Raw genomic sequence first — 21785 nt, 5'->3', positions numbered from 1 at the left:
ACGAATGACCGGCGCCAGTGCCGTGGACCTGTACTACGACCCGTTCGACTTCGCGATCGACGACGACCCGTACCCGATCTGGAAGCGGATGCGCGACGAGGCGCCGCTCTATGTCAACGAGAAGTACAACTTCTATGCGTTGAGCCGGTACGACGACGTCAGCCGGGAACTGCACAACTGGGAGACCTACCGGTCGGGACGCGGCACCACGATCGACGTCATCATGAGCGGTCTCGAGGTGCCGCCTGGTGTCATTTTGTTCGAGGATCCGCCGCTGCACGATCTGCACCGGCGGTTGCTGTCGAAGGTGTTCACGCCGCGGCGGATGGAAGCGATCGAAGACCGGGTGCGGGGATTCTGCGTGCGGGCCCTGGATGCGCTGGCCGGCGCCGAACGGTTCGACGTGATCGCGGATTTCGGCGCTCTGATCCCGATGCGGACGATCGGCTACCTGCTGGGCATCCCCGAAGAAGGCCAGCAACACATCCGGGACAGCACGAACGCCGAGATCGGCCTGAAAGACGGCGCGTTTCAATCGGTGTCGGCCAGCGCGTTCGAGAACGCATACCAACTGTTCGCCGACTACATCGAGTGGCGGGCCGAGCACCCCTCCGACGATCTGATGACCCAGCTGCTCAACGCGGAGGTGGCAGAGGACGGTCAGCTGCGACCACTGACCCGTCTGGAGGTGCTGACCTACACCAGCATGATCGCCGGCGCCGGCAACGAGACCACCACGCGCCTGATCGGTTTCATCGCCCAACTTTTGGCACAGCACCCCGATCAGCGCCGCGAACTGGTGGCGGACCACTCCCTGATCCCCGGGGCGATCGAAGAGGTGCTGCGCTACCAGGCGCCGTCACCGGTGCAAGCCCGCTACGTCGCGTGCGACACCGAACAGCACGGCCAGCGCATTCCCGAAGGATCGATCATGTTGCTGCTCAACGGCTCGGCCAACCGAGACGAGCGGCACTATCCCCGCGGTGAGGAGTTCGACATCCACCGCACCGGCGCGCACCTCTCGTTCGGGCAGGGGTTGCACTTCTGCCTCGGCTCGTCGCTGGCGCGGATGCAGGCCCGGGTCGCGCTCGAGGAGATGCTCAGGCGCTGGCCGCAGTGGGATGTCGACCTGGAGAACGCCGCGATGGCGCACACCTCCAGCGTTCGGGGCTGGGGCACGCTGCCGATGATCGTCGGCTGATCTCAGTCGCTGCGCGTCGCGACGCCGCGCAGCGAGGTGTCGCGAATGTGGATGAGTGCCGCTCGCGTCCCGATGTCACGCAGGATGTTCTCCGGGATCCAGCCGAGGCCGATCACGGCGCGCGCGAGCATCTCGGTCGACGGACCGTCGATCGTGAGCTCGCCGGAGTTGATCCCCTCGGCGAGAAGCGTTTCCATCTGACCGACCCGCGTCGAGAACAACCAGCCGGGATCCCGGGTGTCCGGCGGTGACTGCCGCATCCACGCCAACTGGATGCGGAACTCGTCGCCGAACCGGTCCAGCACGTTGGTGTGGATCCAGGACACGGCGTCGAGCTTCTCCAGCGGTGACGAGTCCGAGCTCAGGACGCCGGTCCACCCCGGCTCCATCTTCTCGCCGAACGCCCGCATGATGTCGGTCAGCAGTTGATCTTTGGACCCGATCAGCCGGTACACCGTTCCGGTTCCCATGCCCGCCGCGGCGGCGATGTCCCGGATCGACGTGAATTCATAGCCCTTGCGGCCGAACTCGGCCCGGGCGACCGCCCGGACGCGGGCGGCGTCGTCGTCCGGGGCGTCAGCTGTCTGCCAGGACCGCACCACCTCGTCGGCGGCGCGGAATGCGGCCGATGCGTCGAGCTCGGCATCGCTGACCGCACGAGTGGCAAGGCCTTGCAGCATGATCGTGCACAGCAGCGCGGCGACCTTGTCGGGTCCGGCGTCGTTTCGGATGACGTCGAGGCCGACGTGCAGCATGGTCTGGACGAAGCGGTCGGCGAGGATCGCGATGTCGACGTGCGATCCGATGTGACCGCTCCAGCGGGCGGCCCGCAGCGTCTGCAGGGTGGCCTGCAAGGTGGCAGAGGGACGCTGCCGGGCGAGGGCCGTCAGATCCGGGTCGTCGGACGGGAACTCGTAGAACGTCATCTGCAACGCCGCCCGGTGGGTCACCGCGCACTGGGCAATCACCGAACCGAGGTCGACCAGTCGGTCGAATGCCGATGTTGATCCGGCGTCGTCGAGCCGCTGCTCAGCCTGCCGGGCGATCTGATCGAGATCGTCGTGATAACGCCGCAGCAACTCGACGAAGATCGCTTCTTTCGATTCGAAGTGGTGGTAGAGGCTTCCGGGCAGAATGCCTGCGGCGTCGGCGATCTCCTGCAGCGACGTCCGCAGTCCCGAGGTGGCGATCAGCGCGGCGGCGGACTGAAGTATGTCGCTACGCCTGCTCACGGCACCTCCAATCCGGACCGGATGTTTGGTAACGGTAGCAGAAGTGCGTGGCCCGGCATCGTTGACGAGGAGTTTGCGGCTGGGTACTGTCTGAACAAAAGTTAGGTTTCACGGCTACATGTCCGAGTGGGGTCCATGTCGAGCACGTCGATGTCGGGTGAACGCCGCAGTGTCGTCATCACCGGCGCTTCCCGCGGGCTCGGTCTGGCGTCGGCGGCGAATCTCTACCGGCGGGGTTGGCGTGTGGTCGCGGCGATGCGCTCGGTGGACACCGGTATGAAGGTGTTGCGAAAGGCAACGGGGGCCGGCGACGACGATCCGAGACTCGTCGGCGTCAGCCTCGACCTGACCGATCCGGGTTCGGTGACCGCCGCGGCGCGGACCATCGAGGATGCGGTGGGCGCACCGTACGGGCTGGTGCACAACGCCGGCATCTCGGCGGCGGGCATGGTCGAGGAGACGCCGACCGAACTCTGGGAGCGAATGTTCGCGACCACGATCTTCGGCCCGGTGTTGCTGACCAAGGAGCTGCTGCCGTCGATGCGCCGAGCCGGCGCCGGCCGCATCGTCCTGGTGTCCAGCCAGGGCGGAGTTCGCGGAATGCCGGCTACCGCAGCGTATTCCGCGGTCAAAGGTGCCCTGGAGAGGTGGGGGGAGTCGATGGCCGGGGAGATCGCACCGTTCGGCATCGGTGTGACGGTCGTCGTCACCGGCACCTACGACACCGAGATCATCACCGATGCGGGCACCACCGACTGCCGTGACCTGCAGGGCGTGTACGCCCGCCACCACCAGACCATGGACAAACGAGGCCGCGCCGCGATGAAGATGGCGGCGCGTTCCCCGGACAAGTTCGCCGCGGGCCTGGCCAAGGCGCTCGACGGCAGGAAGCCCTTCGTCAAGACAGCGATCGGTCCGGACGCGCGAATGTTGTTGATCGTCAACCGGATATTGCCGTCGGCCGGACTGCACCAGATGACCCGGTTGATGATGGGTATTCCGCGGTTCGGCGCCATGAGATCAGGAGATACCCAGAGTGGCTGACAGCGCAGGCGTCCGCTTCGAAACCAAGATGATGATCGACGGCGCCCTGGTCGACGGTCAGGCGGGGACCTTCACCAACATCAACCCGGCCACCGAAGAGATACTCGGCGAGGTCGCCGACGCGTCGAAAGCCGACATGCGCCGGGCCATCGACGCCGCGCGGCGCGCGTTCGACCAGACGGACTGGTCGACCGATCATGCTTTCCGGCAACGGTGCCTGCTGCAATTGCAGGAGGCGCTGGAATCCGAACAGGAGGAGCTGCGCGAGGAACTGATCCTCGAGGTGGGCTGTCCGCGCGCCATCACCCACGGTCCCCAGCTCGACGCCCCGCTGGCCGACGGGCTGCGCTACCCGGCCAAGCTGATCGACGAATATCCCTGGGAGACATCCCTGGGCGACACGGTGGTGTCGGTCACGGGGGTGAACACCACCCGCAAGGTCTGGCGCGAGCCGGTCGGCGTGGTCGGTGCGATCGTCCCGTGGAACTTCCCGTTCGAGGTCGCCATCCACAAGATCGGCCAGGCACTGGCGACGGGAAACACCGTCGTCCTCAAGCCCGCGCCCGATACGCCGTACAACGCGACCCGGCTGGGCCGGCTGATCGCCGAGAACACCGACATCCCAGCGGGTGTGGTGAACGTCGTCACCGCGTTGGACCACCTCGTCGGTGAAGAGCTCACGCTGTCGCCGAAGGTCGACCTGATCTCGTTCACCGGTTCGACGGTCGTCGGGCAGCGGATCATGGAGAAGGGCGCCGCCACCATGAAGCGGCTGTTCCTCGAGCTCGGTGGGAAATCGGCGACGATCGTTCTCGAGGACGCGGACTTCGCGCTCGGCTGCATGATGGGCATCGCTCCGTGCATGCACGCCGGCCAGGGCTGCGCCAACCCCACCCGATTGCTGCTGCCGCGCTCCCGCTACGACGAGGGCGTCGAAATCCTGCGCGGCATCTATGCGGGTGTCTCCGCGGGCGACCCGCAGGACCCCGGCACGCTGTGCGGCCCGGTCATCTCCGACCGCCAACGCAGCCGCATCCGCGGCTACATCCAGAAAGGCGTCGAGGAAGGTGCCACGCTGCTCGTCGGCGGGGCCGAGGCGCCCGCCGGGATGGACAAGGGATTCTTCGTCAGGCCAACGCTATTCGTGAACGTCGACAACTCGATGACGATTGCGCAGGAGGAGATCTTCGGCCCAGTCTTGTCGGTGATTCCCTTCGACGACGAGGACGACGCGGTGCGCATCGCCAACGACAGCCCCTATGGTCTGGCCGGCAATGTGATGGCGGGCTCGCTGGACCGGGCCCTGTCGGTGGCCAGGCGGCTGCGGGCCGGCTTCATCGGTCTGAACGGCACCGCAGGCTACGGCGCCGACACCCCGTTCGGCGGATACAAGGCCAGTGGTGTGGGCCGACAGAACGGCGTCGCCGGATTCGACCAGTACACCGAGATTAAATCGGTTGCCTACCCAGCGAATTGAGGAGTCTGTGTTGTGACCGATTTCGACGTGGTGGACTTCTTCACCGATCAGTCCCTGGTGCCTGACCCATACCCCTACTTCGACCATCTGCGGGCGAGATGCCCGGTGACCCCGGCCACGGCTTTCAACGTGCTGGCCGTCACCGGATACGACGCCGCGCTGAGTGTGTACCGGAACCCGGCATTCTCGTCGTGCGTCTCGGTGTCGGGACCGTTCTCCGGCATGCCCATCACCCCGGGCGAGAGCGACGACGTATCGGATCTGATCGATCAGCACGGTCCCAGTGCGCCGATGTCCGAACACATCGCGGTGCAAGATCCACCGCGGCACACCCGCACCCGCAGCCTGATGAACACACTGCTCACCCCCAAACGCCTCAAGGAGAACGAAGACTTCATGTGGCGGCTGGCCGATCAGCAGCTGGACACCTTCCTGGCCAAGGGTGAGTGCGAATTCCTCGCCGACTACGCAAAACCGTTCTCGCTGTTGGTCATCGCCGATCTGCTGGGTGTGCCGGCCGAGGATCACGAGGAGTTCACGCTCGTCTTCGCCGATCAGCTCGTCGGCGAGGTGGGCAAGGAGGCGACGACGTCCCACAATCCGCTGGAGTGGCTGAACGAGAGGTTCTACCGCTACCTCGACGAACGCCGGCGCGCCCCGCGCGAGGACGTGCTCACCGGACTGGCGCTGGCCAAATACGAGGACGGATCGACACCCGATCTTGACGATGTGGTGAACCTGTCGACGTTCCTGTTCGCCGCCGGTAGCGAGACCACGACGAAGCTGGTCAGCTCCGCGGTCCGGTTCATCGGCGACAATCCGGGAGTCGAAGAGTCGTTACGCAACGACCGCAGCAAGATTCCGGCCTTCTGCGAAGAGACGTTGCGAATGGAAAGCCCTGTCAAGGCGCACTTCCGGATGGCCCGCACCACCACCACGATCGGCGACGTCAAGGTCCCGGCCGGAACGGTCGTGATGCTGCTGCCGGGTGCGAGCAACCGCGATGCGAGCAAGTTCGAGAACCCGCACGAGTTCCGGGCCGACCGGCCGAATGTCCGCGAGCACATCGCGTTCATCCGCGGTGTGCACTCGTGCCCCGGCGCGCCGCTGGCGCGGGCGGAAGGCCGGATCTCGCTGAACCGGATCCTCGATCGCATGACCGGCATCACGGTCTCGGAAGCCCACCACGGCCCCGCCGGGAACCGGCATTACAGCTACGAGCCGACGTTCATGATGCGCGGGCTCAGCGCATTGCACATCACCTTCGAGGAGAACCGATGACCGGAAAGCTGGACGGCAAGGTCGCTTTCATCACCGGGGCGGCCCGCGGCCAGGGCCGCGCGCATGCGATCGCGATGGCCCGGGAGGGTGCCGACATCATCGCCGTGGACATCTGCCGGGACATTCCGTCGAACCCCTATCCGTTGGCCACCCCGGACGACCTGTCGGAGACCGAACGCTCCATCAAGGAGACCGGCCGCCGGGTGCTGGCCCGGGTGGCCGACGTCCGTGAGCGCCACGAGTTGCGCGACGCGGTCGAGGCGTGTGTGGCCGACTTCGGCGCGATCGACATCGTCGTCGCCAACGCAGGCATCCTGCCGATGGCCATGGGGCGCCCGCACGATGCGATGTCGTTCGTCGACGCCAGCGATGTGGATCTGCTCGGCGTGATGAACACCGTCGCGGTCACCGTGCCGCACCTGCCCAACGGGGCGTCGGTTATCGTCACCGGCTCGACGGCAGGCATGATCCGCGGCACCACCGACAACCCGAACATGGGACCCGGCGGACGGGGCTACGGGTGGAGCAAGCGGGTCATCATCGAGTACGTCGAAGAGATGGCGATCGCGCTGGCGGACAGGATGATTCGGGTCAACGCCATACACCCGACGAACTGCAACACCCATCTGCTGCAAAACGACGGGATGTACAGCATGTTCCGGCCCGACCTGACCCAGGCGGGCCGGCAGGCGACCCGCGAGGACGCCGAGCCGTTGTTCACGATCTTCCAGGCGATGCCGATCCCGTACATCGAGCCGGAAGACATGGCCAACCTCGGGGTGTTCCTCGCCAGCGACGACAGTCGCTACATCACCGGACAACAGATCCGGGTGGACGCCGGCTCGCTGCTCAAGTGGCCCAACGGCCCAGGGGGATGAGAGCACAGGGGATAGGAGCACACCGATGGGTGCGGTAATCATGCTCGGCACGCTGTTCGGTCTGATCGTGCTGATCTTCGGACTGGTCATCTACCTCGACCCGGAAGCCCGCGACCGGTGACGCCGGTGATGATCGCCGGCCAGACCTTCGCCTACGTCGGCGGATTCGTCTTACTGGCCGTCGGTGTCTTCCTCAGCGTGCGTCGCGGGCGCATTCACCCCCTGCTGCTGGTGTCGATCTCGGCGATCTCGTTCTCTTGGATCGAGGCGCCCTACGACTGGGCAATGTATGCCCAATTCCCGCCCGCGCTGCCACGCATGCCGTCGTGGTGGCCGATGAACATGACCTGGGGTGGCGGGCTGCCGTCCGCGGTGCCCATCGGGTACATCTCGTACTTCGTGTTCCCCGCGCTGATCGGCGCCGCCATCGGCCGGTGGCTGGTCAAGAGGTTCGGGTGGCGCAGACCGCAGACGCTTCTGATCACCGGTTTCGGCGTCGGGTTCTGCTGGGCGCTGTTCTTCAACGCGGTGATCGGCGCCCAACTCGGGGTCTTCTACTACGGTTACGTGATTCCGGGGCTGGCGATCTTCGAGGGCACCAAGCACCAGTATCCGATCTACGACTCGGTCGCGATGGGCGTGCAGATGATGGTGTTCGCCTACCTGCTGGGCCGCACTGATGACCAGGGACGCAACGTGATCGAGGCGTGGGCCGACAAGCGGTCGCCGAGCAAGGTCGGCGCGGGTGTCCTGTCGGTGGTGGCGGTGATCGTCGTGGGACATCTCCTGTACGGGGCGGTGTTCGCGCCGCACCTCGTCACGAAGCTCGCCGGCTACGTCACCGTCGGTCCGACCGAGCAACTGTTCCCCGGCGTGCCGAATCAGCCGCGATAGATGGACTTGATCTCCTGATAGGCGGCCAGTCCCTCGGGCCCGAGTTCCCGCCCGAGCCCACTGGCCTTGACGCCGCCGAACGGTGCTGTCGGATCGGGCAGATAGTGGTTGATCCCCACCGTTCCCGACCGCACGCCGCGGGCGACGGCAAGGCCGCGCTCCGGGTCGGTGGTCCACACCGACCCGCCGAGGCCGTAGGCGTTGAAATTCGCGATCCGCACCGCGTCGTCATCGTCGTCGTAGCCGATGATCGTCAGCACCGGGCCGAAGATCTCCTCCCGGGCGATCGCGTCATCGTTGTCGACGTCGGCGAAAACCGTTGGCGCGACGAACCACCCGGTATCGCGCCCCGGCGGCCTGGTGCCACCCGTGGTCAACCGCACCCCGCGGTGTGCGGCGGCGGCAATCGCGGACTCGACACGGTCACGCTGGCGGGCGCTGACCAGCGGACCGATCTGGGTGGCCGGATCCAGGGAATCACCGACGGTCAACGACGCGGCCAGTGCGGTGACGGTGTCGACGACGTCGGCGTAGCGGCTTCGAGGCGCGAGTATCCGAGTCCCGATGAAGCAGGTCTGGCCATTGTTGAGCAATGTTGCGGCGAAGAGCTTTTCGCCGATCACCCCCAGATCGAGGTCGGCGTCGTCAAGGATGATCGCCGCCGACTTACCGCCGAGTTCCAGCGTCACCGGGCGCAACAGCCCGCCGCACACCCGGGCTATCTCACGGCCGACGTGCGTCGAGCCCGTGAACGCCACCTTGTCGACACCGGGATGCGCAACCAGGTGGGCGCCGGTGCGGCTGCCGCCTGGCACCACGTTGATCACACCGGGCGGGATGTCGGACTCGGCGACGGCCTCGGCGAACAGGGCGGCGTCGAACACCGTCTCCGGTGCCGGCTTGATGACGAACGTGCAACCCGCCGCGAGACCCGGCGCGTATTTGAACGCGCTCAGCACCTGCGGGAAATTCCACGGCACGATCGCGGCCACCACACCGACCGGTGTCCGGGTGATGGTCGTCGAACCGCCCAGCAGGCCAGGGCGTTCGGTGTCGGACTGCTCGGCGCACAGTTGTGCGTAGTACCTCAACAGTACCGAGGGGAAGACCGCCTCGAGTTGGCCCGCGATCGCGATGGGCATGCCGTTCTGGGCGCTGACGGCGTGAGCGAGCTCTCCGCTGCGGCGGTCGAGGGCGTCGGCCAGGGATTCCATCGCCGCGGCCCGTTTGTCTGCCGGCCAGTTCGGCCAGCCGTCGCCGGCGTCGAACGCCGCGCGGGCTGCGTAGACCGCCGCGTCGATGTCGGCCTCGACACCGGCGGCGACGGCGCCCAGTCGCTGTTCGTCGTTGGGGGAGACCACAACGATCTCTTCGTTGGAGCTCGGTGTGGTCCACCGGCCCCCGATCAGGAAAGTGCCGTGGTGGGTGCTCATGCGGCACAAGGTATTGACCTGCGCCAGGCGCTGGTGCGACCTTGTGCCGCAATGAGCCCCATCGAGCGTCGGAATTATCCCTTCCGGGGTTACGGCGCGTAGCAGCGTTCGTCGTTGTTGACGTTGATCCAGCAGTTGGGGCTGATGAAGTGCGCGTTGGGGCCGGGCACATTCAGCACGCAGTTGGGGCCGTCCAGGTGGTAGCCGATTCCGCAGCCGTCGGCTGCGCTTGCGGTGGGGGACGCGGCCTCGTCAGTTCGGCGTAAATCCCCCCACTCGGCCGCCGACCGGCAAATACTGGACGGGCAACGACAGGGGGACGCCATGCGCGCAGCGGCGTATATCGGGGGAATCGGCGGCTTCGCCGTGGCGTTGGGAGTCGGCGCCGCAGTGACAGCGGGATGTGGTGTCGCCTCGGCCGACTCTGCGGAGTCCGGATCCTCGGCCACCCACTCGTCGTCAGCTACCCGCTCGGCAGTCGGTCATCCGCAGCGGACCAAACCCAAAGCAATCGCCGCGTCCCGGCTGTCAAAGCCGCTGCCGGCCAAACAAACTCGAGCCGTCACGGTACGAACGAGCGCGGCCGCCGTCACCACAGCGCCAGTCACCACCAAGGTCGGCTGGGTGACCGGGCCCAACACCTCCACCCCCGGCAGATTTGGCGTCTACGGCACCGACGTCGGCATCATGTGGGACAACGGGATGGCCGGGGACAGGCGTCAGGTGCTGATGATCTTCGGCGACACCTTCAGCGGCCCCAACATGACCGGCAACTGGCGCTCCAACGTACTGCTGCGCACCACTGATCCCATCAACCGTGTGTTCGCACCCGGTTCGGCCACGGATCCGTTCGCCGGATCGCCACTGGCATCGCCGGGGATGTCCAAGCAGGTGATCGCCGGCAGTGCCCGCAATCTTGGGCCGTTCGGTTCCCAGGTGACCGTCATTCCGACCGCCGCCATCTCAGTGCCGTACGACAATCAGTACGGCGCAAGGCAATACGTTAACTTCATGTCGGTGCGATCGTGGGACTTCGGCGGCGCCTGGACCACCAACTACTCCGCGATCGCCTACTCCGATGACAACGGTCAGAACTGGACGGTGGCGCCGCAAACCGTCCGGGCCGCGAGCTGGCTGCGCTCGTCCACCCCATTCGTCTACGGAAATCAGAACTTTCAGCAGGGCGCCTTCGTGAAGCCGCCCGCGGACTCGCCGGACGCGGGCTACGTGTTCTCCTACGGCACACCGTCGGGTCGGCTCGGCTCGGCCTACCTGTCCCGGGTCAGCGAAGCCGACATCCTCGATCTGACGAAATACCAGTACTGGAACGGCACCGACTGGGTGACAGGCAAGCCCGGCGCCGCGGTGCCGATCCTGCCGACCACCCGAAGCAACCAGTACGCCGGCGGAATCCTGGGCCAGCTGGGGTTGTTCTTCGGCAGCTGGGTGGCGGGCATCTTCGGGGTGGGCGGCCCCAGCGGACATGTCAGCGAGCTGTCGGTGCAGTACAACACCTACCTCAACAAATACGTGGCGATGTACTCGAGCAGCGTCGGCAGCGTGATCATCCGCACCGCCGACACTCCGCAGGGCACCTGGTCGGCACCCACCACGCTCGTCACGTCGGCGCAATATCCCGGGCTCTACGCACCGATGATGGATCCGTGGTCCACCGGCCAGGACATCTACTGGAACATGTCGGTCTGGGGCAGCTACAACGTGCTGCTGATGAAGACGACGCTGGGCGGCGCCGCGGTTCAGGCCTGAGCCGCCGGCGCGAAGAACTCCAGCGTGATGCCGTCGGGATCGCGGAAGCTCAGCCCGGAACCGTAGTGTGCGTCCACGATTCCGCCGTGGCTGATGCCCAGCTCGTCGAGTCGGGCTTGCCAGCGCTCGAGGTCGGCGCGCTCCGCGCAGCCGAAACCGACGTGATCCAGGCCGACGTTGTGCTCGCTGAACGGCTGATCCGACGGGGCAGTGGTGTGTTGGTGCAACCCGAACAGGGTGCCGTTGTCCAGCAGGAACACCGAGTGATGGAAGCCGGCGGCGGTGTCCTCGTCGAGCACCGGATCCGAGCCGATGAGCGCTCGGTACCAGGGCACGCTCACTGACAGGTCACGCACGGTGACCGCGATGTGGGCAAGAGTGGGAAACGACATGGGACACCCTTCTGATGGTGGGGCTAACAACACGTATGACGGGGATGGTCCGCCAAATGTTCATGCGGACCCGGATCGGTGCCGCTGACCGCGGCGACGAACGTGCCCAGATCGATACGCTCGCCGCTCAGCCAGGTGCCGTTCACCGTGGCCTTGTCCGCCAGTTCGGCGGGGTCCACCGCGTAGGGGTCGGCGGCCAGCTCCACGAAATCGGCGAGCTTACCCACCTCGAGCGAGCCGATCAGATTGTCGCGGTGCAGGGTCCGGGCGGCGTTGATGGTGTGCGCCCGCAGGGCGTGGTCGAGGCTGATGCATTGCTCGGCACCGTGAACGCTGCCGGCCCGGGTGCGCCGGGTCACCGCGGTCGCGATGTTGAGCACCGGGGTCGGCGGCGACACGGACCCGTCGTTGTGCAGCGAGACCACCGCGCCCGAGGCCACCGCGTCGGCGAAGGCCCCCCACGTGCTGCCGTGCTCGTGATCGAAGATCTGCCCGTCCAGCAGATCGCCCCAGTAGTAGTACTGGAACGGAGCCATCGAGACGTGCACGCCGAGGCGCGCTGCCCGGTCGAACTGCTTGCGGGTGCCCGCCCCGAGATGCTCCAGACGCCAACGATGGTCGCTGCCTTGGAGATTGTGGCGATTCAGTGCGCCCTCATAGGCGTCCAGCGCCAACTCGATGGCGAGATCGCCGTTGGCGTGGAAGGCCATCTGCCACCCGGAGGGAGCCGCGACGTCCAGCACGGAGTCGAGCTGCTCGAGGGTGTAGTTCATCGACTGGGGGCCACCGGCCACCGCCGGGTCGATACCGGCCGTTCTGGTCGTCTCGGTACTCAGATAGGGAAAGGAGATCGCGATGTTGCCGATCCATGGGGAGCCGTCAGTCCACAGCTTGACACCCTGCTTGACCAGGAGTTGCTCAGCGACATTGAAGGTTTCGGCGTTGTTGTAGGTGTCGGTGGTCGACATCTCCCACATGCTCACCCGAAGCGGGCAGGACGGCGCCGTCGCCAGCGCTTCGTAGGCGCCCTTGAATTTCGGGTCGTAGGTCATGTCGGAGGTCGAGGTGTACCCGCCGCGCGACATCCAGGCGTAGTACTCGGCCGCACTGATCAGCGGGTTGCCCAGCTGGGACAGGATCGGCCCGGCTACGGCGAGCAGCACCGCGGTCTCGAATCCCTGGCCGTTGAGGCTGCCGTCGGGATTTCGGCCGAAGTGAGCGCCGACCGGATCGGCAGGCGGATTGACATTCCAGCCCCGCTGCTTCATCACGGCGGTATTGAAATACGCGCCGTGGCCGGAATTGTCGGTGACAACGGCGATTCGGTCGCCGAAGATACGGTCGAGCTCGGGGGCCTTCGGGGAGGGGCGCTTGTGCAGCAGCGCGTCGAAGCCGGCGAACAACAGCGGGGTGGCCGGGTCTGTGGTGGCGATCGCATCGGCGAAGATCTTCTCGACGTCCTGCCAGGTCGGTGCGTCCCACGGTGCGATCGAGCGGGCCGGCGGCTGGGTGGCGACACCGCTCATCACCGGATGGCTATGCGGTTCAACGAAACCCGGTAACAGTGCGGCCGCGCCGGTGTCGATCACCTCGGCGTCCGGGCACCGCGCCTGGCATTGCGCCAATGACCCGACCGCCGCGATCCGCCCGTCGGTGACGGCGACGGCCTCCGCGCGCGGCTGATCGGGATCCATCGTGATGACCGTTGCGGCGGTGAGGATTGTGCTGGACATGAGACCCCTTGCTGCTATCAGACGATGCGCTGTCCGCGGCGCGCCCTGGCTCGCATGTCCCAGAGGTACAGCTGGTACCCGAGAATCCAGGCCTGGTGCGGGATCAGCCGGTCGGCGAGCCGCAGTGCGGCCAGCAACCACTCGAAACGGCGTTGCTGCCCGGCGCTCCACGGCAGCCGCATCATCGACCGGAATTCGGACGGCAGGAAACCGACGGTGGCGAACAGGTTGAACCGGCCCAGCGTCTCCCGGATCGGGAACGGCATGAATGCCATTCCCGCAACACCTTTCAGATGCTCGCGGACCGGCGGGTCGATGGACAACTCGTCCAGTGACCGCTGCCAGTACTCGTCGAAGGCGGCGCGGTCGGCCGGCCACATCCCCTCGCGCACCTGCAGTGTGGTGCCGAGCCGGCTGGCGTCGGCATAGACCGCGTCGGCGGCGGCGTCGTCGAGCGGGCCGTAGAGGAACTCGTGCTGGTCGACGTAGTAGCGGTACAGGCAGGCCGCCACCCACAGCTGAAGCTTCGGGTCGAAGGCGCGGTAGGACACCGGGCTCGACGCGGTGGAGCGGACCTTGGCGTGCGCGGTGTCCACCGCCGAGCGGATGAGGGCTCGGTCGGCGTCGGTGCCGATGGTGGCCGCCGCGAGATAGGTGCCCGTGGTGCGGGCCCGCTTGATCGGATGCTTGTACACGTTGCCGCTGTCCACCGGGGACTCGAGAACGCCGTAACCGACGCCGGGGTGGGCCAGTTGCATGATGACGTTGGCGGCGGGCGCCAGCACCGCGGCCGGGTTGAGCAAGTCCGAGACCCGCGTCGGGGGTCGCGTCATCGCGGCCTCATCAGGGCAGTACATCACGTGTGAGAGAGTGCCGGGGTGTTTGCGCGCAGACGGTACCGCGGTGTCGGCATCCTGACGGCCCAGCTGGCGGATCTGGCTTTCGGCGACCCCGTCCACGGCCATCCGGTGGCGGGGTTCGGTTGGTGTGCAGCCGCACTCGAAAAGCTGACCTACCGCGACAGCCGGGTGGCGGGCGCGGTGCACACCGGTGTACTGCTGGGCGGGCTGGCCGTGGCCGGAACGCTGCTGCAGCGCGGTACCCGCGGCCCGGCGCTGGCGGCCGTCACCGCCGCCGCCACCTGGGCCTCCCTCGGCGGAACGACGCTGGGGCGGACCGGCGAGAAACTGGCCGATCTCCTGGCGGCCGGTGACATCGACGGTGCCCGGGCGCTGCTGCCGTCGTTGTGCGGACGCGACCCGTCGGCGCTGGACACCGACGGACTGGCCCGGGCGGCTCTGGAGTCGGTGGCCGAGAACACCTCCGACGCGCACGTCGCGCCGCTGCTCTGGGCGGCGGCCGGGGGAGTACCCGGTGTGCTGGTCTACCGCGGAGTCAACACACTGGATGCGATGATCGGGCATCGCTCGCCGCGCTATACCCGATTCGGTTGGGCGGCAGCACGTCTGGATGACGTTGCGAACTTCGGGGCGGCGCGGGCGGCCGGCGTACTGGTGGTGATGTGCGCACCACTGGTCGGCGGCTCACCGGCCGGGGCGCTGCGGGCGTGGCGCCGCGACGCGGCCCGGCACCCCAGTCCGAACGCCGGCGTGGTGGAAGCGACATTCGCCGGCGCGCTGGGTGTGCGCCTCGGCGGCCCCACCCAATATCACCACCAGCTGGAGATCCGCCCGACCCTCGGTGAGGGTCGCGTCCCGGGCATCGACGACCTTCGCCGCTCGGTGCGCTTGTCCCGGGTCGTTCAGCTCGCCGCCGCGGTTCTCGCGGTCGGGCTCACTGCCGCCGGCCGTAACGGTCGGCCAGCTTGTCCTCGACGGTGACCGGTGCCGCCTTCGTCGCGGTGGCCGCCGCGGCCTCGCGACGGCGGGCTTTGATCTCCGAATAGGCGAAGTAGCCCAGGCCGATCGGGGCCACGATGCCGAACGCGATCCACTGGATGCCGTAGGACAGGAACGGGCCCGGGTCCAGATGCGGTAGCTCGGCGATGCCGAGCCCGCCCGGTTGGTTCTCCACCAACTGCAGATACGAGCCGGCCACCGGCACCCCGGTGGTCGCCGCGGCCTGGGCGGTGTCGATCGCGTAGAGCTGTGTGAAGCCGCCTTCGCGGAACGGCGGTTTGTCGGGGGGTGCGGTCTCCGAATCGCGTAGCCGCGCTGTGATGCTCACCGTGCCTGTGGGCACCGGTGCGATGTCGGGCACTTTCGAACCCTGGACGGCGAGCACATAGCCGCGGTCGACCAAGACCGTCGGACCACCGTCGACGGTGAACGGCACCAGGACTTCGAATGCCGGCGCGCCACCGACCACCCGCAGCCTGGCGAGCACCTCGGCGGACGGCACGTAGCGCCCGGTCGCGGTCACGCGCCGCCACTGATCCTCGGGCGCCGACGAATCCTGTTGCGGCAGAAACGTTGTCACCGGAACCGGCTCGGCGTTGAGCGAGGACGCGATCTGATTGTTCTCGCGCGATGTCTTGGTGTTCTTGCCCAGCTGCCACGGTGCCAGCACGGTGAAGCAGAGATAGGCGAACGCGACGACCACCAGCGCCAGGGCAATCCAGCCCGGGCGCAGCAGGAACGTCCAGCGCTTCATCAGCCGGCCAGACCCTCGCCGGCCAGCCGTCGGTCAACCCAGGCATGCAGACCCGGCAGCGCCGCGTCGATGACGGTGAACGTCTCCTCGAAATCCGTCGGGCCGCCGTAGTACGGGTCGTCGACGTCGTCGGCATGCGCACCTGAGCGAGGGTCGAACGAGCGCAACAGCCGAACCCGCTCGGGTTCCACCCCGAGGTGGGTCAGCATCCGCAGATGGTTGCGCCCGAGCGCGACGACGAGATCGGCGGCCAAGTGGTCGTCGCCGACCTGCGCCGCGCTGTGCTCGGTCGGATAGCCGTGCGCTCGCAGGACGGTGTTGGCGCGTTCGTCGGCCGGATCGCCGGCATGCCAGTCGCCGGTGCCGCCGCTGGTCACCCTTACGAGGTGGCCCAGGCCACGCTGCTCGATCTGGTGGGCGAACATCTTCTCGGCCATCGGCGAGCGGCAGATGTTGCCCGAGCAGACGAACGTCACGTGGACAAGGCGAGTATCAGACACCGAGCACCTCGCGCAGGGCGGTCACGGTCGGAACATGAGCGGCCGCGGCCTCGGCCAGCTGCGGTTCGCGGAAGTCCTCGGCGCCATAGCCCCAGCCCACCACGACCGTGTCGATGCCGTGCTCGGCGGCACCTTCCACGTCGTGGGCGCGGTCGCCGACCATGATGACCCGCTCCGGCAGCGGCTGGAGTTGACCCAGCGCGTGGGCGAGCACGTCGGCCTTGCTGGACCGGGCCCCGTCGACACTGGCGCCGGCGATCACGTCGAAGTAGTCGGACAGCTCGAAGTGCTCGAGGATCCGCTGCGCGGTGGGCTCGGCCTTCGAGGTCGCCACCGCCAGGCGCACGCCGGCCGCCCGCAGGTCGGCCAACAGCTGCGGAATGCCGTCGAACAGGCTGTTCATCGCCCAGCCCCGGCTGGTGTAGTCGGCCCGGTACGCCGCGATCGCCTCGTCGGCGCGCTCGCCGAGGCCGAGCCCGCCCAACGTCTGATGCATCGGGGGCCCGACGATCCGACCGGTCAGATCGCCGCCGGGCGCCTCGGCCCCGACTGCGGCAAGCGCGTGACGGAAGCTGGCCACGATGCCCTCTGCCGAGTCGGTGAGGGTGCCGTCGAGGTCGAAGATCACCAACTGCGGGCGGGTGTCGGAAGCCGTGCTCGTCACCGGTCCATTGTGGCCGATCGCTGCGCACTACTGTTCTTGGCGTGGTGGAACACACGGCGACGGGCGTCAAACTGGCCGAGATCATCGCCGTGCTCGACGACGCCTACCCGCCCGGTCTCGCGCAGAGCTGGGACTCCGTCGGCCTGGTGTGCGGCGATCCCGACGACGTCGTCGACTCGGTGACGGTGGCCGTGGACGCCACCGCCGAGGTGGCCGCGACGGTGGGTGCGCGCGGGTTGTTGCTGGCACACCATCCGTTGCTGCTGCGCGGGGTGGACACCGTGGCGGCCAGCACGCCCAAGGGCGGGCTGATCCACCAGCTCATCCGGACCGGTGCCGCGCTGTTCACCGCACATACCAACGCCGATTCGGCCAATCCGGGAGTGTCCGACGCGCTGGCCGAGGTCCTGGGGCTGACGGTCGACGGTGTGCTCGACCCGATCAGCGCGGGCTCCGACATCGACAAATGGGTGATCTTCGTCCCGACCGCCGACGCCGAAACCGTCCGCTCGGCGATGTTCGCCGCCGGTGCCGGCCACATCGGCGACTATTCGCACTGCAGCTGGAGCGTGGCGGGCGCCGGACAGTTCCTGCCACTCGACGGCGCCGCGCCTGCCATCGGAAGGATCGGGTCCCTCGAGCGGGTGGCCGAGGACCGCGTCGAGATGGTGGCGCCGGTCCGGCTGCGATCCCAGGTGCTGGCCGCTGTTCGCGCGTCCCACCCGTACGAGGAACCGGCGTTCGACGTGCTGCCGCTGGCCGCCCTGCCCACCGGGGTGGGTATCGGCCGGATCGGGACGCTGGCCGAACCGCTGCGGTTCGCCGATTTCGTCGCCCGCGTAGGCGCGGTACTGCCGCAGACGACGTGGGGGGTCCGGGCGGCGGGGGATCCCGACGCCCCGGTGACCCGGGTGGCGGTGTGCGGGGGAGCCGGCGACTCACTGCTGGGCGCCGCCGCCTCCGCGGGAGTGGACGCCTACGTCACCGCCGACCTGCGCCACCATCCCGCCGACGAGCACCGCCGTGGCAGTGATGTCGCGTTGGTCGATGTCGCGCACTGGGCCAGCGAGTATCCGTGGTGTGCGCAGGCCGCCGGGGTGCTGCACGACCATTTCGGGGCTGCGCTCCCGGTCCGCGTCTGCGACCTGCGCACCGACCCGTGGAACATCACATCACCGAAAGGCATTTCGTGAAAGCTGAACTGGCACAGCAACGGTCGCTTCTGGAGCTGGCCGAGCTCGATGCCGAGATGGGGCGGCTGACCCATCGGGCGGCCAACCTGCCCGAGCAACAGGAGTACGACACCGCCCTGGGTGAGCAGCGGGCGTCCGCCGACCGGCTGGCGGCCCTGGCGATCGCGATCGAGGACATCGACGGCCAGGTGGCCCGATTCGAGTCAGAGATCGACGGTGTGCGCCAGCGTGAGGACCGCGACCGCAAACTCCTCGACTCCGGCACCGTCAACCCCAAGCAGCTCGAGGAACTGCAGCACGAACTCGACACGCTCGAGCGCAGGCAGGCCAGCCTGGAGGATTCGCTGCTCGAGGTGATGGAGCGGCGCGAGCAGCTGGCCGGTGAGCAGTCCGAGGAGCAGGCGAAAGCCGGAGCGCTGCAAGCCAATCTGACCACTGCCGGACACAACCGCGACGAAGCACTGTCCGACGTCGAACGGGTGCGCGGCGAGCGTGGGGCCCGGCGTGACGCGATCGTGGCCGGGCTCGACCCGGGCCTGGTGGCGCTCTACGAGCGGCAGCGGACCACATCGGGTGTCGGCGCCGCACGGCTGCTGGGCCGTCGCTGCGGAGCATGCCGCATCGAGCTGGATCGCGGTGAGCTGGCCAGGATTTCGGCGGCGCCGGAGGACGAGGTGATCCGCTGCCCCGAGTGCCAGGCGATCCTGCTGCGCATCGGCGGGCTGTAGCCGTGCGCGTTCTCATCGAGGCCGACGGCGGGTCCCGCGGCAACCCCGGGCCGGCGGGCTACGGCTGTGTCGTGTGGTCGGCCGACCACCAGACCGTGCTGGCCGAGCACGGCCAGGCGATCGGCATCACCACCAACAATGTCGCCGAATACCGTGGGCTGATCGCAGCTCTGGAGGAGGCCCGCCGGCTCGGGGCCGACGAGGTTGCCGTCTCGATGGACTCGAAGCTCGTCGTGGAGCAGATGTCCGGCCGCTGGAAGGTCAAGCACGCCGCGATGGCCGAGCTGCACCAGCAGGCGCGCGCGCTGGCCTCGACGTTCGATTCGGTTACCTACCAATGGATTCCACGCGAGCAGAACTCCTACGCAGACCGGCTGGCCAACGAGGCGATGGACCGTGAACAGCAGTCCACCGTGGCCGATCCGCCGGCTGGTGCGGTCGCGGTTCCGCCCGCGGCGTGGACAGGCAACCAGGGCGCCCCGACCCGCATGCTGCTGTTGAGGCACGGCCAGACCGAATTCTCCCGGCAGCGAAGGTATTCGGGTCGCGGCAACCCCGAACTCACCGACACCGGCCGGCGTCAGGCCGAGGCGGCGGCCAAATACCTGGCCGGGGGCGGTGGCGTCGACGTGGTGATCAGCTCGCCGTTGCAGCGCGCCTACGACACCGCGTCGGCCGCCGCCGCGGCGCTGGGGCTGACGGTGACGGTCGACGATGACCTGATCGAGACGGACTTCGGCGCGTGGGAAGGCCTGACGTTCGCCGAGGCCAGGGAGCGCGATCCGGAGTTGCACGGCCGTTGGTTGCGGGACACCGGTCTGCGTCCGCCGGACGGGGAGAGCTTCGTCGACGTCGAAGAACGGATCCAGCGGGTCCGGGCCCGCATCATCGCCGAGAATCCCGGCGCCACCGTGCTGGTGGTCTCGCACGTGACGCCGATCAAGACACTGCTGCGGCTGGCGCTCGACGCCGGGCCGAGCATCCTGCACCGGTTGCACCTGGACCTCGCGTCGCTGAGCATCGCGGAGTTCTATCCCGACGGCGGCGCCTCGGTGCGGCTGGTGAACCAGACGTCGTACCTGGCCTGAGCTAATCCCGCATGTGCACGCGTTCGCCGTGCGGGCCGAACAGGATGATGGCCTCCACCGGGCCGTCGACGGCGCCGAACCAATGCGGTGTCCAGGTGCTGAACTCCACGGCCTCACCGGGCTCGATCACGAAATTCTGCTCGCCGAGGATCAGCTGCAGGCGTCCGGAGAGCACGTAAAGCCATTCCTGCCCTTCATGGGTGGGCAAGTCGGCCGGTGGGGTACGCCGGCGCGGGTTGATGCGGATCTTGAAGGCCTGCGGCCCGCCCGCCCCGCTGTGGCGGGTCAGCGGCCAGTACGTGACCAGGTGCCTGGTGTGCGACGCCGCCCGCACCCGGGGGTCGGCGGCCGGGGGTGCGCCGAGCAGCTCGTCGGCGCTGACCGACAGCGCTGCGGCCAGCCGGGGCAGGTGATCGAGGGCCAGCCGGCGCTTGCCCGATTCCAGCCGGCTCAGCGTGGAGACGTCGATACCGGCCCGGGACGCGACGTCCTCCAGTGTCAGACCGAGCCGGCCGCGCAGTTCCCGCAGCCGCCTGCGCACCCGCAGATCGACGTCATCGTTTGCCTGCATGGCAAAAGACATTGCCACTTCTGGGGCGGCACCGGCAAGCTGATGAGCATGACTACTGATCACCACACCCACTGGGAGACGCGCTACGCGGAGAAGCCACGGATCTGGAGTGGGCGCCCCAACGCGCGTCTCGCCGAAATCGTCGAACCGCTGACCGGTTCGCGCGCACTGGATCTGGGCTGCGGCGAGGGCGGCGACGCCATGTGGCTGGCCGAGCACGGCTGGCACGTCGTCGCCGTCGACGTGTCCACCACCGCCCTGGCCCGCGCGGCGGAAGACGCTGCGGCGCGAGGAGTGTTGGAGCGCATCGACTTTCAGCAACACGACCTGACCCGGACGCTGCCCGAGGGGCCCTTCGACCTGGTGTCGGCGCACTTCTTCCACACCACCCTCGAAATGGACCGGCCCGCGATCCTGCGCCGCGCGGCGGCGACCGTGGCGCCCGGCGGAACGCTGCTGATCGTCGACCACGGTGGTGCGCCGCCATGGGCGCCGGAAGAGGTCCAGCACCACGAATTCCCGGCGCCTGACGAGGTGCTGGCCGGCCTGGCCCTCGACGACACCGAGTGGGAGAGGGTCCGGGTGGGGACCGCCCAGCGCGACGTGGCCGGGCCCGAGGGTCAGCCCGCCACCCTGGACGACAACATCATCCAGCTGCGCCGCAAATGAGCTACCGTGTTCAGGCGAACGAGTTGGCCGGGCGGCCGCGACGTTAGTCGAGGAAAGTCCGGACTTCACAGAGCAGGGTGATTGCTAACGGCAATCCGAGGTGACTCGCGGGACAGTGCCACAGAAAACAGACCGCCGCCACGCCTGAAGGATTAGGTGGGGCGGTAAGGGTGAAACGGTGCGGTAAGAGCGCACCAGCATTCCGGGTGACCGGGATGGCTTGGTAAACCCCACCCGAAGCAAGGCCAAGAGGCCGCACCTGGTGCGGCTGCGCAGGCGATCGAGGGCTGCTCGCCCGAGCCTGCGGGTAGGCCGCTCGAGGTACCCGGTGACGGTGTGCCCAGATGGATGGTCGCCGCCGTCCTGCCCCGGTCAGCCGGGGCGGGACGGGACAGAATCCGGCTTAGAGGCCAACTCGTTCGCTCAC

General features: G+C 67.9%; 22 protein-coding genes and 1 other RNA gene. 13 read left to right on the top strand and 10 right to left on the bottom strand.

Translation table 11 applies throughout. The features are described 5' to 3' along the window. The first annotated feature begins 4 nt into the window (after positions 1 to 4). The gene (locus tag CRM90_RS02970) at positions 5 to 1201 is read left to right on the top strand and encodes a cytochrome P450 (protein ID WP_102805519.1); all 1197 of its coding nucleotides are present in this window, start codon (positions 5 to 7) and stop codon (positions 1199 to 1201) included. A gap of 2 nt (positions 1202 to 1203) precedes the next feature. Here CRM90_RS02970 and CRM90_RS02965 read toward each other — a convergent pair whose 3' ends face one another. Further along, positions 1204 to 2433 carry a TetR/AcrR family transcriptional regulator gene (locus tag CRM90_RS02965; RefSeq protein ID WP_102805518.1) on the bottom strand — a complete coding sequence of 410 codons (1230 nt, stop codon included), beginning with the start codon at positions 2431 to 2433 and terminating at the stop codon, positions 1204 to 1206. Between the two features lie 135 nt (positions 2434 to 2568). Here CRM90_RS02965 and CRM90_RS02960 point away from each other — a divergent pair, with 135 nt between their 5' ends. The 5 genes from CRM90_RS02960 to CRM90_RS02940 all read left to right on the top strand — a co-directional run bounded on the left by CRM90_RS02960 (position 2569) and on the right by CRM90_RS02940 (position 8007). Next, positions 2569 to 3477, top strand: coding sequence for an SDR family oxidoreductase (locus CRM90_RS02960; protein ID WP_102805757.1), 909 nt, complete (start codon positions 2569 to 2571; stop codon positions 3475 to 3477). A 28-nt stretch (positions 3478 to 3505) separates the two neighbouring features. After that, positions 3506 to 4954 carry an aldehyde dehydrogenase family protein gene (locus CRM90_RS02955; RefSeq protein ID WP_102805756.1) on the top strand — a complete coding sequence of 483 codons (1449 nt, stop codon included), beginning with the start codon at positions 3506 to 3508 and terminating at the stop codon, positions 4952 to 4954. A 12-nt stretch (positions 4955 to 4966) separates the two neighbouring features. Next, positions 4967 to 6235, top strand: a complete 1269-nt coding sequence (locus CRM90_RS02950) for a cytochrome P450 (RefSeq protein WP_102805517.1) — start codon at positions 4967 to 4969, stop codon at positions 6233 to 6235. Further along, positions 6232 to 7113, top strand: coding sequence for a mycofactocin-coupled SDR family oxidoreductase (locus CRM90_RS02945; RefSeq protein ID WP_102805516.1), 882 nt, complete (start codon positions 6232 to 6234; stop codon positions 7111 to 7113). The genes CRM90_RS02950 and CRM90_RS02945 overlap by 4 nt, the downstream gene beginning before the upstream one ends. Positions 7114 to 7242: 129 nt before the next feature. After that, complete coding sequence (locus tag CRM90_RS02940; RefSeq protein ID WP_102805755.1) at positions 7243 to 8007, top strand: spirocyclase AveC family protein; 765 nt, start codon at positions 7243 to 7245, stop codon at positions 8005 to 8007. On the opposite strand, the gene CRM90_RS02935 is transcribed toward CRM90_RS02940, so the two are convergent. Together CRM90_RS02935 and CRM90_RS30195 are read right to left on the bottom strand one after the other, a co-directional pair. After that, positions 7995 to 9440, bottom strand: coding sequence for an aldehyde dehydrogenase (locus CRM90_RS02935; RefSeq protein ID WP_102805515.1), 1446 nt, complete (start codon positions 9438 to 9440; stop codon positions 7995 to 7997). The two genes, CRM90_RS02940 and CRM90_RS02935, sit on opposite strands and share 13 nt — an antisense overlap. An 89-nt stretch (positions 9441 to 9529) precedes the next feature. Then, positions 9530 to 9766 carry a hypothetical protein gene (locus tag CRM90_RS30195; RefSeq protein WP_142391315.1) on the bottom strand — a complete coding sequence of 79 codons (237 nt, stop codon included), beginning with the start codon at positions 9764 to 9766 and terminating at the stop codon, positions 9530 to 9532. Between CRM90_RS30195 and CRM90_RS02930 the strand changes: the two genes are divergently transcribed. Next, on the top strand, positions 9765 to 11207 hold the full coding sequence (locus CRM90_RS02930) for a glycoside hydrolase family 183 protein (RefSeq protein ID WP_102805514.1): 1443 nt from the start codon (positions 9765 to 9767) through the stop codon (positions 11205 to 11207). The genes CRM90_RS30195 and CRM90_RS02930 overlap by 2 nt on opposite strands. Here the strand turns inward: CRM90_RS02930 and CRM90_RS02925 are convergent. The 3 genes from CRM90_RS02925 to CRM90_RS02915 are packed head-to-tail and all read right to left on the bottom strand — an operon-like array spanning position 11198 to position 14165. Beyond that, the gene (locus tag CRM90_RS02925; RefSeq protein WP_102805513.1) at positions 11198 to 11599 is read right to left on the bottom strand and encodes a VOC family protein; all 402 of its coding nucleotides are present in this window, start codon (positions 11597 to 11599) and stop codon (positions 11198 to 11200) included. The genes CRM90_RS02930 and CRM90_RS02925 overlap by 10 nt on opposite strands. 23 nt (positions 11600 to 11622) lie before the next feature. Continuing rightward, positions 11623 to 13332 carry an amidohydrolase gene (locus tag CRM90_RS02920; protein ID WP_102805512.1) on the bottom strand — a complete coding sequence of 570 codons (1710 nt, stop codon included), beginning with the start codon at positions 13330 to 13332 and terminating at the stop codon, positions 11623 to 11625. Positions 13333 to 13349: 17 nt separating this feature from the next. Beyond that, positions 13350 to 14165, bottom strand: a complete 816-nt coding sequence (locus CRM90_RS02915) for an oxygenase MpaB family protein (RefSeq protein WP_102805754.1) — start codon at positions 14163 to 14165, stop codon at positions 13350 to 13352. A gap of 45 nt (positions 14166 to 14210) precedes the next feature. On the opposite strand from CRM90_RS02915, the gene CRM90_RS02910 reads away from it, so the two are divergent. Beyond that, a complete protein-coding gene (locus tag CRM90_RS02910; RefSeq protein ID WP_102805511.1) occupies positions 14211 to 15173 on the top strand; it encodes a cobalamin biosynthesis protein in 963 nt (320 codons plus the stop codon). Here CRM90_RS02910 and CRM90_RS02905 read toward each other — a convergent pair. Genes CRM90_RS02905 through CRM90_RS02895 form a run of 3 tightly spaced genes read right to left on the bottom strand, consistent with a single transcriptional unit; the run spans position 15127 to position 17109 of the window. Continuing rightward, positions 15127 to 15945, bottom strand: a complete 819-nt coding sequence (locus tag CRM90_RS02905) for an SURF1 family cytochrome oxidase biogenesis protein (protein WP_102805510.1) — start codon at positions 15943 to 15945, stop codon at positions 15127 to 15129. The two genes, CRM90_RS02910 and CRM90_RS02905, sit on opposite strands and share 47 nt — an antisense overlap. Continuing rightward, on the bottom strand, positions 15945 to 16445 hold the full coding sequence (locus tag CRM90_RS02900; RefSeq protein WP_102805509.1) for a low molecular weight protein-tyrosine-phosphatase: 501 nt from the start codon (positions 16443 to 16445) through the stop codon (positions 15945 to 15947). Before CRM90_RS02900 ends, CRM90_RS02905 begins: the two co-directional genes overlap by 1 nt. After that, positions 16438 to 17109: an HAD-IA family hydrolase gene (locus CRM90_RS02895; protein WP_199189756.1), complete on the bottom strand. Its 672-nt coding sequence runs from the start codon at positions 17107 to 17109 to the stop codon at positions 16438 to 16440. Before CRM90_RS02895 ends, CRM90_RS02900 begins: the two co-directional genes overlap by 8 nt. 44 nt (positions 17110 to 17153) lie before the next feature. Between CRM90_RS02895 and CRM90_RS02890 the strand changes: the two genes are divergently transcribed. The 3 genes from CRM90_RS02890 to CRM90_RS02880 are packed head-to-tail and all read left to right on the top strand — an operon-like array spanning position 17154 to position 20118. Then, positions 17154 to 18302, top strand: a complete 1149-nt coding sequence (locus CRM90_RS02890; RefSeq protein WP_102805753.1) for a Nif3-like dinuclear metal center hexameric protein — start codon at positions 17154 to 17156, stop codon at positions 18300 to 18302. Next, entirely contained in the window at positions 18299 to 19030 is a 732-nt protein-coding gene (locus CRM90_RS02885; RefSeq protein ID WP_102805507.1) for a zinc ribbon domain-containing protein, read from the top strand. The genes CRM90_RS02890 and CRM90_RS02885 overlap by 4 nt, the downstream gene beginning before the upstream one ends. Positions 19031 to 19032: 2 nt before the next feature. Next, complete coding sequence (locus CRM90_RS02880; protein WP_102805506.1) at positions 19033 to 20118, top strand: bifunctional RNase H/acid phosphatase; 1086 nt, start codon at positions 19033 to 19035, stop codon at positions 20116 to 20118. A gap of 1 nt (position 20119) precedes the next feature. On the opposite strand, the gene CRM90_RS02875 is transcribed toward CRM90_RS02880, so the two are convergent. Beyond that, a complete protein-coding gene (locus CRM90_RS02875) occupies positions 20120 to 20689 on the bottom strand; it encodes a helix-turn-helix domain-containing protein (protein WP_102805505.1) in 570 nt (189 codons plus the stop codon). Between the two features lie 48 nt (positions 20690 to 20737). Here CRM90_RS02875 and CRM90_RS02870 point away from each other — a divergent pair, with 48 nt between their 5' ends. Further along, on the top strand, positions 20738 to 21358 hold the full coding sequence (locus CRM90_RS02870; RefSeq protein ID WP_199189755.1) for a class I SAM-dependent methyltransferase: 621 nt from the start codon (positions 20738 to 20740) through the stop codon (positions 21356 to 21358). Between the two features lie 19 nt (positions 21359 to 21377). After that, positions 21378 to 21780: RNase P RNA component class A (rnpB, locus tag CRM90_RS02865), an RNA gene on the top strand. Positions 21781 to 21785 lie beyond the last annotated feature (5 nt).

The organism is Mycobacterium sp. ENV421, assembly GCF_002887815.1.
In the GTDB taxonomy this organism is placed as follows: Bacteria; Actinomycetota; Actinomycetes; order Mycobacteriales; family Mycobacteriaceae; genus Mycobacterium.
This window is presented reverse-complemented; position numbering and strand designations above follow the sequence as displayed.